The sequence below is a fragment of the Variovorax sp. V116 genome, from assembly GCF_041154435.1.
Lineage (GTDB): Bacteria > Pseudomonadota > Gammaproteobacteria > Burkholderiales > Burkholderiaceae_C > Variovorax > Variovorax paradoxus.
Genome location: NZ_AP028661.1, coordinates 5,072,397 through 5,083,841, shown reverse-complemented (window position 1 = coordinate 5,083,841; position 11,445 = coordinate 5,072,397). Strand labels below are relative to the sequence as shown.

The 11,445-nt window shown below is 65.8% G+C and carries 14 protein-coding genes; 9 read left to right on the top strand and 5 right to left on the bottom strand.

Features of this window, described 5'->3' with window-relative positions:
* Window positions 1-26 precede the first annotated feature (26 nt).
* Entirely contained in the window at window positions 27-932 is a 906-nt protein-coding gene (locus tag ACAM58_RS24295; protein WP_018906546.1) for a LysR family transcriptional regulator, read from the bottom strand.
* Window positions 933-1,044: 112 nt separating this feature from the next.
* Here ACAM58_RS24295 and ACAM58_RS24290 point away from each other — a divergent pair, with 112 nt between their 5' ends.
* Entirely contained in the window at window positions 1,045-2,613 is a 1,569-nt protein-coding gene (locus ACAM58_RS24290) for an MFS transporter (protein WP_028254145.1), read from the top strand.
* 20 nt (window positions 2,614-2,633) lie between these two features.
* Here the strand turns inward: ACAM58_RS24290 and lipA are convergent, their stop codons facing one another.
* From lipA to ACAM58_RS24270, 4 genes are read right to left on the bottom strand one after another with little or no spacing between them, the layout of a single operon-like run.
* Complete coding sequence (gene lipA / locus ACAM58_RS24285; RefSeq protein ID WP_015867639.1) at window positions 2,634-3,617, bottom strand: lipoyl synthase; 984 nt, start codon at window positions 3,615-3,617, stop codon at window positions 2,634-2,636.
* 7 nt (window positions 3,618-3,624) lie between these two features.
* Window positions 3,625-4,305 carry a lipoyl(octanoyl) transferase LipB gene (gene lipB, locus ACAM58_RS24280; protein WP_018906548.1) on the bottom strand — a complete coding sequence of 227 codons (681 nt, stop codon included), beginning with the start codon at window positions 4,303-4,305 and terminating at the stop codon, window positions 3,625-3,627.
* 19 nt (window positions 4,306-4,324) lie between these two features.
* Entirely contained in the window at window positions 4,325-4,639 is a 315-nt protein-coding gene (locus ACAM58_RS24275; protein WP_018906549.1) for a YbeD family protein, read from the bottom strand.
* Window positions 4,636-5,529 (bottom strand): D-amino acid aminotransferase, encoded by an 894-nt coding sequence (locus tag ACAM58_RS24270; protein WP_018906550.1) that lies wholly within the window; start codon window positions 5,527-5,529, stop codon window positions 4,636-4,638. The genes ACAM58_RS24275 and ACAM58_RS24270 overlap by 4 nt, the downstream gene beginning before the upstream one ends.
* 157 nt (window positions 5,530-5,686) lie before the next feature.
* Between ACAM58_RS24270 and ACAM58_RS24265 the strand changes: the two genes are divergently transcribed.
* The 8 genes from ACAM58_RS24265 to ACAM58_RS24230 all read left to right on the top strand — a co-directional run bounded on the left by ACAM58_RS24265 (window position 5,687) and on the right by ACAM58_RS24230 (window position 11,434).
* Window positions 5,687-6,172 (top strand): ATP synthase subunit I, encoded by a 486-nt coding sequence (locus ACAM58_RS24265; RefSeq protein ID WP_015867635.1) that lies wholly within the window; start codon window positions 5,687-5,689, stop codon window positions 6,170-6,172.
* A 4-nt stretch (window positions 6,173-6,176) separates the two neighbouring features.
* Complete coding sequence (gene atpB / locus ACAM58_RS24260) at window positions 6,177-7,046, top strand: F0F1 ATP synthase subunit A (protein ID WP_015867634.1); 870 nt, start codon at window positions 6,177-6,179, stop codon at window positions 7,044-7,046.
* A 58-nt stretch (window positions 7,047-7,104) separates the two neighbouring features.
* A complete protein-coding gene (gene atpE / locus ACAM58_RS24255) occupies window positions 7,105-7,371 on the top strand; it encodes a F0F1 ATP synthase subunit C (RefSeq protein WP_172672154.1) in 267 nt (88 codons plus the stop codon).
* Window positions 7,372-7,448: 77 nt separating this feature from the next.
* Window positions 7,449-7,919, top strand: a complete 471-nt coding sequence (locus ACAM58_RS24250) for a F0F1 ATP synthase subunit B (protein ID WP_007830193.1) — start codon at window positions 7,449-7,451, stop codon at window positions 7,917-7,919.
* 8 nt (window positions 7,920-7,927) lie between these two features.
* Window positions 7,928-8,458 (top strand): F0F1 ATP synthase subunit delta, encoded by a 531-nt coding sequence (locus ACAM58_RS24245; RefSeq protein ID WP_018906552.1) that lies wholly within the window; start codon window positions 7,928-7,930, stop codon window positions 8,456-8,458.
* Between the two features lie 48 nt (window positions 8,459-8,506).
* Entirely contained in the window at window positions 8,507-10,060 is a 1,554-nt protein-coding gene (gene atpA, locus ACAM58_RS24240) for a F0F1 ATP synthase subunit alpha (RefSeq protein WP_015867632.1), read from the top strand.
* Between the two features lie 21 nt (window positions 10,061-10,081).
* Window positions 10,082-10,957, top strand: coding sequence for a F0F1 ATP synthase subunit gamma (atpG, locus tag ACAM58_RS24235; RefSeq protein ID WP_018906553.1), 876 nt, complete (start codon window positions 10,082-10,084; stop codon window positions 10,955-10,957).
* Window positions 10,958-11,044: 87 nt separating this feature from the next.
* Window positions 11,045-11,434, top strand: coding sequence for a hypothetical protein (locus tag ACAM58_RS24230; protein ID WP_018906554.1), 390 nt, complete (start codon window positions 11,045-11,047; stop codon window positions 11,432-11,434).
* The last annotated feature ends 11 nt before the right edge of the window (window positions 11,435-11,445 follow it).

Genomic DNA, 11,445 nt, shown 5'->3' with positions numbered 1-11,445 from the left:
CTGAGCCGCACGCGACGGACGTGCGCCTACGCCGCGCGCAGCGTACGGCGCGGCCGCCGCGCGGCCTTGTCCCGGTGCGCCCACTCGGCCTGCTCGATCAGGCGGCCGAGCTCGGCCACGGCCGGGCTGCGTTCCCCCGCATCGCCTTCGCCGTAGGCCAAGGTGAAGTCCAGCATCGGCAGCGCCGGCAGGCCATGGCGCTCGTCCAGCGCCGCCATGCCGGGGCGCAGGTTGTCGCGCGTGAAGGTGGCCACCGCCAGGCCGCTCAGCGCGGCCGTGCGCAGGTCCTGCAGGCTGTGCGAGCTGAAGGCGCCGTGCCAGGGGATGCCGGCGGTGTTGAGCGCGTCGATGCTGACCTGGCGGCACACGCAGGGCGGCGGCGAATAGGCCAGCGGCAGCGAGGCGCCCTCCGCACGCTCGAAGCCCTCGGCCGCGGCCCACACCATCGGCAGGCGCCGCAGCAGCGTGCCCTCGACCTCGCCCGAGACCGACACCACCACCGCCAGGTCGAGCTCGCGCTCGCGCACCATCGTCGCCAGGTCGAGCGTCAGGCCCACGCTCACCTCCAGCCTCACGTTGGGGCAGCTGCGCGCGAACTGTTGCAGGAGCTGCGGCAGGCCCTCGCTCATGAAGCTCTCGGGCACGCCGAAGCGCACCGTGCCTTCGATCGGCGAGCAGCGGAAGTGCCGCGCCAGCGCGTCCTGCGCCTGCAGGATGCGCTCGGCATGGCGAAGAAAGTCTTCGCCGTCGGCGGTCAGGCGCAGGCGCCGCGTGGTGCGGTGGAACAGCGGGCGCCCGACCAGTTCCTCGAGCCGGCGGATCTGGTGGCTGACCGCCGATTGCGTCAGGTGCAGCTGCTCGGCGGCGCGCGTGAAGCCATTGGCGCGGTGGACGGCGGTGAAGGCTTGCAGGAGGCCGGTATCGAAGTTCATGGCCGCCAGATTAATGAAGTCGCTTCCTGAGTGGAAGGAAATTTAATCATTTGCCTAATGAAATCGGGGTCTTGAGAATGCCCCGGACCACCTACTTTCCCTTCACGTCCCCATGTCCTCTTTCCCCCGCCATCCCTCCCTCGCGCTGGCCGCCATCTGCCTGGCGGCGCTGATGTTCGGCCTGGAGATCTCCAGCGTGCCGATCATCCTGCCGGTGCTCGAAGCGCGGCTGCACGCCGGCTTCCGCGACCTGCAATGGATCATGAACGCCTACACCATCGCCTGCACCACGGTGCTGATGGCCACCGGCACCCTGGCCGACCGCTACGGACGGCGCCGCATGTTCGCGCTCACGGTGCTGGCCTTCGGCCTGGCCTCGCTGCTGTGCGGCCTGGCGCCCAGCACGCCGGTGCTGATTGCCGCGCGCTTCCTGCAGGGCATGGCGGGCGGCGCGATGTTCATCTGCTCGATTGCGATCCTGTCGCACCAGTTTCCGGACGGCCGGGCGCGCGGCCGCGCCTTCGCGATCTGGGGCGTTGTGGCCGGCATCGGCCTGGGGTTCGGGCCGGTGGTGGGCGGCGCGATCATCGCGCTGGCCAGCTGGCACTGGGTCTTCCTCGCGCACGTGCCGCTGGCGCTGCTGGGGCTGGCGCTGATCATGGCCGGCGTGGCGGAGTCGCGCGATCCGCTGGCCCGCCAACAGAAGCTGGACCTGGCGGGCATCGTCACGCTGACCACCGCGGTGCTCGGGCTCACCTGGCTGATCACGCAGGGCGACAGCCTGGGCTGGACCAGCCCGGCCGCGCTGGGCCTGATGGCCGCCACCGCGGCGGGGCTCGCGGCCTTCGTCGCGGTCGAGCGCTTCCATCCGCACCCGATGTTCGACTTCTCTGTGTTCCGCATCCGCGACTTCTCGGGCGCCATCCTCGGCTGCATCGGCATGAACTGCAGCTACTGGCCGTTCATGATCTACCTGCCGCTGTATTTCTCCGCCGGCCTGGGCTACGGCACGACCGCCGCCGGCCTGGCGCTGCTGGTCTACACGGTGCCCTTCCTCGTGATGCCGCCGATCGCGCAGTGGCTGCTGCTGCGCTACCAGGCGCGCTTCGTGATTCCCGCAGGCCTGTTCCTGATCGGCCTGGGCTTCATGGCGATGAAGTGGGGCAGCGGCCTCGCGCAGCTGGGCGGCTGGACGGTGCTGCCCGGTGCGCTGGTCGCCGGCATCGGCCTGGGCCTGACCACCACGCCCGCGACCAACATGACCACCGCCTCGGTGCCCGCGCACCGCGCCGGCATGGCCTCGGGCATGGACGTCAGCGCGCGCCTCATCTCGCTGGCCATCAACATCGCGGTGATGGGGCTGGTGCTGGTGGCGGGCATCCTGGCTGCGCTGCGGGGCTTGCTGGGGACGGCGCTCGATGCGGCGCGGCTGCGCGCATTGGCCGAGCAGCTCGCGGGCGGGGACGTGGCGGGGGCGCAGCAGGCGCTGGCGGCCACGCTGGCGGTGCCGGATGCCTCCGGTGCGCTCCTGCAGGCCGCCGTGACCCATGGCTTCGGATGGGTCATGCTGTACGGCGCGCTCGGCGCCTGGTTGACCGCGGCGCTCAGCTTCGCGGTGTTCGGCGGCCGGCAGGCTGCGTCCGCGCGGGACGCGGCACCTGGGGTGGCCGGCGGGCGATAAGGCGCGCCGGCGGCCGTTTGTCAGACGCCCGCGGCGTGCGCCTGCTGGTCCGCGTGGTAGCTCGAACGCACCATCGCGCCCACGGCCGCGTGGCTGAAGCCCATCTTGTAGGCCTCTTCCTCGAACATCTTGAAGGTGTCGGGGTGCACGTAGCGGCGCACCGGCAGGTGCGAGCCCGACGGCGACAGGTACTGGCCGATGGTCAGCATGTCGATGTCGTGGGCGCGCATGTCGCGCATCACCTGCAGGATCTCTTCGTCGGTTTCACCCAGGCCCACCATGATGCCGCTCTTGGTCGGCACCTGCGGATGCAGCGCCTTGAATTTCTTCAGCAGGTTGAGGCTGAACTGGTAGTCGCTGCCGGGGCGCGCTTCCTTGTAGAGGCGCGGCGCGGTTTCGAGGTTGTGGTTCATCACGTCCGGCGGCGCGGCCTTGAGGATTTCCAATGCGCGGTCGTCGCGGCCGCGGAAGTCGGGCACGAGGATCTCGATCTGCGTCATCGGCGAGAGCTCGCGGATGTTCGTGATGCAGTCGACGAAATGCTGGCTGCCGCCGTCGCGCAGGTCGTCGCGGTCGACGCTGGTGATCACCACGTACTTCAGGCGCAGCTTGGCGATGGTCTTGGCGAGGTTGAGCGGCTCGTCCTTGTCGAGCGGGTCCGGGCGGCCGTGGCCCACGTCGCAGAACGGGCAGCGGCGCGTGCACTTGTCGCCCATGATCATGAAGGTGGCCGTGCCGTTGCCGAAGCATTCGCCGATGTTCGGGCACGAGGCTTCTTCGCAGACCGTGTGCAGGTTGCTTTCGCGCAGGATCTGCTTGATCTCGTAGAAGCGCGTGGTGGGGCTGCCGGCCTTCACGCGGATCCATTCGGGCTTCTTGAGCACCTCGCCCTGCTGCACCACCTTGACGGGAATGCGCGAGAGCTTGGCCGCGGCCTTCTGCTTGGCGAGCGGGTTGTAGTTTTCGGCGCTTTGCGCGTCGCGGACGACTTCTGTGGTGCTCATTGGATTGCTAAGGCGCCAGGTAGGTGCCGAGCTTCTGGCTCAGGACCCGGGCAGCTTCTTCCCATGTGGTTTGGACCCCGATTGTAGAAAGATCGACCGTTTGCAGCCCCGCATAGCCGCAAGGGTTGATGCGCGAGAAGGGTTCGAGGTCCATCGCGACGTTGAGCGCCACGCCGTGGTAAGTGGCATGGCGGCTCACCTTGATGCCGAGCGCGGCGATCTTGCCGAGGCCGCGGAACGGGTCGCCGGCGGGCAGCGGGCCGGTCAGCGCGGCATGCGAGAAAGGGTCGTCGAGCCGCACGTAGATGCCCGGTGCGCCCGCCACGCGGTGGCCCGTCACGCCGAAGTGGGCCAGCGTGCGCAGCACCGATTCCTCGATGCGGTAGACGTATTCCTTCACGAAGTAGCCCGCGCGCCGAAGGTCGATCAGCGGATAGGCCACCACCTGGCCCGGGCCGTGGAAGGTGACCTGGCCGCCGCGGTCGGTCTGCACGACCGGGATCGCGCCAGGGTTCAGGATGTGGTCCTGCCTGCCCGCGATCCCCTGCGTGAAGACCGGCGCATGCTCGCAGATCCACAGCGCATCGGGCGTCTCGGGCTGGCGCTCGAGCGTGAACTGCTTCATTGCGCCGTAGGTGGCGGCGTAGTCGGCGGCGCCCAGCCATGTGGCTTCGATGCCCGTGCTCATCGCGTGCCCGGCGCTTTCTTCAGAGAACGACCTTGACCATCGGATGGGCCGACAGTGCGCGGTAGAGATCGTCGAGCTGCTCGCGGCTGGTGGCGGTGACGGTGATCGTCACGCCCAGGTAGTTGCCCGCCTTGCTGTCGCGCAGCTCGACCGTGGCGGCGTCGAAGGCCGGATCGAAGCGCTCGGCAATCTGAGTGATCGCGTGCACGAAGCCATCGGCCTTGACGCCCATGACCTTGATCGGGAACTGCGAGGGGTACTCGATCAGCGATTCCTTGCGCGGATCGGGGACGTGAACGGTGGCGGTTTCGATCTTGTCGTTGGTGTCGGTCATGCGGGAACTCCTTGCGCTTGCGCGTTGCTCAGCTTGGCCTGCTGGTAGGCGGCGTACAAGGCTTGGTAGATGGGGCCGGGACGGCCATTTCCAATCGCCTGGCCATCGAGCGTCACGACCGGCAGCACTTCCTTGCTGGCCGACGAGAGCAGCAGCTCGTCGGCGCCGAACACCTCGTCGCGAGAGATGCGGCGCAGCGCAAACGGGATGCCGCACTCGGCGCACAGCCGTTCGAGCAGGCCGTAGCGGATGCCGGTCAGCACCAGGTTGTCCTTGGGCGGCCCCACGAGGCCGCCGTCCTTCACGATCCACACGTTGCTCGACGAGGCCTCGCTGAGCCATTCGCCGCGGAACATGATGGTCTCGGCCGCGCCGGCCTCGACGCTGATCTGCCGCGCCAGCACCGCGCCCAGCAGGCTGGTGCTCTTGATGTGCGCCTTCTGCCAGCGGAAGTCGGCCGCGCTCACGCAGGCCACGCCCTTGGCGCGCACGGCGTCGGCCACCGGCGGCAGCGGATTCACCATCACGAACACGGTCGGGTGCACGCCACGGGTCATGGCATGATCGCGCGGCGCGACACCGCGGGTAATTTGAAAGTACACGGCCTGGGGCGCATCGCCGCCCGCCTCGACGAGCCGCATCACGATGCCGCGCCACTGGGCGAGCGTGAGCGGATTGGCGATCTGCAGTTCGGCCAGCGAGCGATCGAGGCGCGCCATGTGCTCCTCGAAGCAGAAGGGCTGGCCGCCGTAGACGGGGACGACTTCATAGACGCCGTCGCCGAAGATGAAGCCGCGGTCGAGCACGCTGATGCGTGCGTCCTTGAGCGCGGTGTACTCGCCGTCGAGATAGCAGAGCGTGGAGGGGATTGCGGCGGTAAGAGGGTGCATGCTGGAATTATGGTTGCGCGCGGCAGGTCGGGTTCTCGTCAGCCGATGAAGCCTCGATTTGCAAACGCGACAGCTCGGGTGGTCGGATGGGCTGGGTTTTTACTTATAATCAATGGCTTTGTAGAAATTCTGGGTCGTCATCCGGGCTTCATTCGAAATGAAAACAATCGCCCGAAAAGATGAACAAGTCGCGGAAGACCTCGACGCAGAATACAAGCCGTTGACCGCCGATGAGGCGCGTGAACTGCGAGCAAGGCATCCCTCGATCTCCCCTTGGTGGGTCATCGCGGGGCAGTTGGTTGTCGGTCTGCTGGTGGCTTTGGCCGCCTGGGGACTGACGGGGAGGCAAAATCTGGGGTGGTCCGCCGGCTACGGCGCGATTGCGGTGGTCATTCCTGCTGCGGTGTTCGCGCGGGGGCTGACCGGCCGGTTTTCTTCCCTGAATCCGGGCACTGCGGTGGTTGGGTTCTTCCTGTGGGAAATGGTCAAGATGGCCTTGTCGATTGCGATGTTGTTCGCAGCGCCAAGGCTGATAACGGCGCTGAGCTGGCCAGCAATGCTGATCGGCCTGGTGGTGACAATGAAGGCGGCCTGGTTGGCGGTGATGTTCTCGCCCCGGCGCCGGCAACATAGAGACGAGTAACTGAATGGCTGCTGAAAACGCTGCGGAACATGGTCAGACCGCGGGTGAATACATCATTCACCACTTGACGCACCTGCAAAGCTCCAAGCCTGGGGGTGTTGCGGACTTTTCGGTTTTCAATTTCGACTCGCTCTTCTTCTCGATAGCACTGGGCATCCTGGGTTGCTGGCTGCTCTGGCTGGCTGCCCGCAAGGCTACTTCGGGCGTTCCGGGCCGTTTTCAAGCGGCCGTCGAACTGCTGGTGGAAATGGTCGACCAGCAGGCCAAGGGCATCGTCCACAACGCCACCAGCCGCAAGTTCGTTGCCCCGCTGGCGCTCACGATCTTCGTCTGGATCTTCCTGCTCAATGCAATGGACCTGTTCCCGGTCGATTTGTTCCCGGCGATCTGGGCCAAGATCTTCCACATCGCCGGCGAAGACCCGCACCATGCCTACCTGCGCGTCGTGCCCACGGCCGACCTCTCGGTGACAATGGGCCTGTCGGTGGGCGTGCTGCTGGTCTGCCTCTACTACAACATCAAGATCAAGGGCCTGGGCGGCTGGGTGCACGAGCTCTTCACGGCGCCGTTCGGCAACCACTGGGCGCTGTATCCGTTCAACTTCGCCATGCAGATGATCGAGTTTGTCGCCAAGACCGTCTCGCACGGCATGCGGCTGTTCGGCAACATGTATGCCGGTGAACTGATCTTCCTGCTGATCGCGCTGATGGGCGGCGCCTGGACGCTGTCGACCACCGGCGTGCTGCTGGCACTCGGCCACATCGTTGCGGGTACCGCATGGGCCATCTTTCACATCCTGATCATCACGCTGCAGGCGTTCGTGTTCATGATGCTGGCGCTGGTCTACATCGGCCAGGCCCACGATCACCACTGATCATCCGGTTTCGTTTTCGTTTTTTTGTTTTCTCTTCAACCAAAGTCCTCTAGGAGTCATCATGGAAGTTATTAGCTTTGTTGCACTGGCCGCCGGCCTGATCATCGGTCTGGGCGCTGTGGGCGCATGTATCGGCATCGGCATCATGGGCAGCAAGTACCTCGAGTCGGCCGCACGTCAGCCTGAACTCATGGGTGAACTTCAAACCAAGATGTTCCTGCTGGCCGGTCTGATCGACGCCGCTTTCATTATCGGCACCGGTATCGCCCTGTGGTTCGCAACGGCCAACCCGTTCCTGGCTCAGATCGCCAACCTGCCGAAGTAAGTCTTTCTCGTCGGACCCGTGTCGTCGTTCCCCTCTGTGGAATGGCTTCGCATTCAATCCCAAAGAGAGGGTGAAAAGTGAGCATTACCGGTACCCTGATCGTTCAGATGATCGTGTTCCTGATCCTGGTCGGGTTCACGATGAAGTTCGTGTGGCCGCCGATCGCGAAGGCGCTGGACGACCGCGCTGCGAAGATCGCCGAAGGCCTCGCTGCCGCCGACAAGGCCAAGTCCGAACTCTCCGCCGCCAACAAGCGCGTGGAAGCCGAACTGGGCCAGGCACGCAACGAGTCCGCACAACGTCTTGCCGACGCCGAACGTCGCGCCCAGGCCATCGTTGAAGAGGCCAAGGCCCGCGCGACCGAGGAAGGCAACAAGATCGTTGCAGCCGCACGCGTCGAAGCCGACCAGCAGGCACTGAAGGCGCGCGAAGCACTGCGCGAGCAAGTCGCGGCCCTGGCTGTCAAGGGCGCAGAGCAGATCCTGCGCAAGGAAGTGAATGCAGGCGTTCACGCCGATTTGCTCGCCCGCCTGCAGACCGAACTCTGATAGAAGCCATGGCAGAACTCGCCACCATTGCACGCCCCTACGCCGAGGCGCTCTTCAAGGCCTCGTCGTCCGACGTTGCCGGCACCAGCGCCTGGCTCGAAAAGATGGCCGTCATCTCGGCCAATCCGGAGCTCCAGCAGTTCGCCGACAACCCCAAGGCCACGGCCGAGCAGGTTCTCGGCGTGGTCGCCGGCGCCTTCGGTGCGCCGCTGCCCGCCCATGCCCAGAACTTCCTGGGTGCGCTCCTCGAGAACGGGCGCTTCTCGGTGCTGCCGGAAATTGCGAAGCAGTTCCGGGCACTGGCCAACGCGAAGAGCGGTTCGTCCGACGCCGTGGTCTACAGCGCCTTCCCGATCGATGCGTCGGCCCTGGCCAATGTGGCGGCCGCGCTCGAAAAGCGCTTCGGCCGCAAGCTGCAGGTCACGGTCCAGCAAGAGCCGGAACTGATCGGCGGCATTCGTGTGGTGGTCGGCGACGAGGTGCTCGACACCTCCGTCAAAGCGCGCCTTGAACAAATGAAAGTTGCGCTGGCGGCCTGACGGTCTTCAGCCCTCTACTTGTAGCCTCAAAGAAAGAAGGAAAGAGTCATGCAACTCAATCCCGCAGAAATTTCCGAACTGATCAAGAGCCGCATCGAGGGCCTCGGAGTCAGCGCGAACATCCGCAACGAGGGCACCGTGGTTTCGGTGACCGACGGCATCGTGCGCGTGCACGGCCTGTCCGACGCGATGCAGGGCGAAATGCTCGAGTTCCCGCCCACGGCCGACGGCACGCCGTCGTTCGGCCTCGCGCTGAACCTCGAGCGCGACTCGGTCGGCGCCGTGATCCTGGGCGAGTACGAGCACATCTCCGAAGGCGACACCGTCAAGTGCACGGGCCGCATCCTGGAAGTGCCCGTCGGCCCCGAGCTCATCGGCCGCGTGGTGAACGCCCTGGGCCAGCCGATCGACGGCAAGGGCCCGATCAACGCCAAGATGACCGACGTGATCGAGAAGGTCGCACCGGGCGTGATCGCCCGCAAGTCGGTCGACCAGCCGATGCAGACCGGCCTCAAGTCGATCGACTCGATGGTGCCGATCGGCCGTGGCCAGCGCGAGCTGATCATCGGCGACCGCCAGACCGGCAAGACCGCCGTGGCAATCGACGCGATCATCAACCAGAAGGGTCAGAACATGACCTGCGTCTACGTTGCGATCGGCCAGAAGGCTTCGTCGATCAAGAACGTGGTGCGCGCACTCGAACAAGCCGGCGCGATGGACTACACCATCGTGGTGGCCGCATCGGCCTCCGAATCGGCCGCCATGCAGTACGTGTCGGCCTACTCGGGCTGCACCATGGGCGAATACTTCCGCGACCGCGGCGAAGACGCGCTCATCGTCTATGACGACCTCTCCAAGCAAGCCGTGGCCTACCGCCAGGTCTCGCTGCTGCTGCGCCGCCCGCCAGGCCGCGAAGCCTACCCCGGCGACGTGTTCTATCTCCACTCGCGTCTGCTCGAACGCGCAGCCCGCGTGAACGCCGACTACGTCGAAGCCTTCACCAAGGGTGAAGTCAAGGGCAAGACCGGTTCGCTGACGGCACTGCCGATCATCGAAACGCAGGCCGGCGACGTGTCCGCCTTCGTTCCGACCAACGTGATCTCGATCACCGACGGCCAGATCTTCCTGGAAACCAACCTGTTCAACGCCGGTATCCGCCCCGCCATCAACGCCGGTATCTCGGTGTCGCGCGTGGGTTCGTCGGCGCAGACCAAGGTCATCAAGGGCCTGTCGGGCGGTATCCGTACCGACCTGGCCCAGTACCGTGAGCTGGCTGCGTTCGCGCAGTTCGCCTCCGACCTGGACGAAGCCACCCGCAAGCAGCTGGACCGCGGTGCCCGCGTGACCGAACTGCTCAAGCAGGCCCAGTACAGCCCGCTGCCGATCTCGCTGATGGGCGCCACGCTGTTCGCGGTGAACAAGGGCTTCATGGACGACCTGGAGATCAAGAAGGTGCTGCCGTTCGAACACGGCCTGCACCAGTTCCTGAAGTCCAGCCATGCTGCGCTGCTCGACAAGATCGAAAAGGCCAAGGCGCTCGACAAGGACGCCGAGGCCGAGCTGACCGCCGCCATCACGTCGTTCAAGAAGTCGTTCGCCTGATCGGCCGGACAAGGAGCACTCATGGCAGCTGGTAAGGAAATCCGCGGCAAGATCAAATCGGTGGAAAACACCAAGAAGATCACCAAGGCCATGGAAATGGTCTCGGTTTCCAAGATGCGCAAGGCGCAAGAGCGCATGCGTGCCGCCCGCCCCTACAGCGAAAAGATCCGCAACATCGCGGCCAACCTGGGCAAGGCGAATCCCGAGTACACGCACGCGTTCATGAAGAAGAACGAGGCCAAGGCCATCGGCTTCATCATCGTCACGAGCGACAAGGGCCTGTGCGGCGGCTTGAACACCAACCTGCTGCGCGCCGTCACCGGCAAGCTGCGGGAAGCCCAGGGCGCGGGCATCGCGATCGAGTCGGTGGCCATCGGCAGCAAGGGCCTGGGCTTCCTGAACCGCATCGGTGCGCGCGTCGTGGCCCACGTCACCCACCTGGGCGACACGCCGCATCTCGACAAGCTCATCGGTCCGGTCAAGACGCTGCTCGACGCCTACGCGGAAGGCAAGCTCTCGGCCGTGTACCTGTGCTACACGAAGTTCATCAACACGATCAAGCAGGAGCCGCTCGTCGAGCAGCTGCTGCCGCTGGCCGCAGACTCGCTGCAGGTCGAGGCCGGCCAGCATTCGTGGGACTACATCTACGAGCCCGATGCGCAGAGCGTGATCGACGAGCTGCTGGTGCGCTATGTGGAGTCGCTGGTCTACCAGGCCGTGGCCGAGAACATGGCGTCCGAGCACTCGGCTCGGATGGTCGCAATGAAGGCGGCGACGGACAACGCCGGCAATGTGATCAACGAGCTCAAGCTGGTCTACAACAAGACCCGCCAGGCAGGCATCACCAAGGAGCTTTCGGAAATCGTGTCCGGCGCCGCTGCGGCTGCCGGTGTTTGATTGCGGCAATGGACCGGGCCACATTGCCATTCGCGCTTCGCACTGCGAACCGATAACCGAAGGCCTTTTTCTGGGGACTCTGCACAAATGAAGAAACTTCTCGTTCTGGTGGCCATGGCCGCCGCGCTGACTGCCTGCTCCAAGAAGGAAGAGGCGCCTGCTGCACCGCCGGCACCTGCCGCTGCACCGGCGCCCGCTCCCGCGGCGCCTGCCGCTCCGGCTGCACCGGCCGCGCCCGCAGCTGCCGCTCCCACGGCATCGGCCGCGGACCTGCCGCAGGAGTGCAACGACTACCTGGCCAAGGCCCAGGCGTGCGTGTCGGCGCAAAGCGGCGCTGCCGCCGATGCGATGAAGGCAAGCGTGGAGCAGACCAAGGCAGCCTGGGCTTCGATGGGCACCGACAAGGCCGCGCTGGGCCAGGCCTGCAAGGCTGCCAGCGATGCCTTTGCCGCACAGGCCGCGGCGCTGAAGTGCTGATCGGAAGCAAC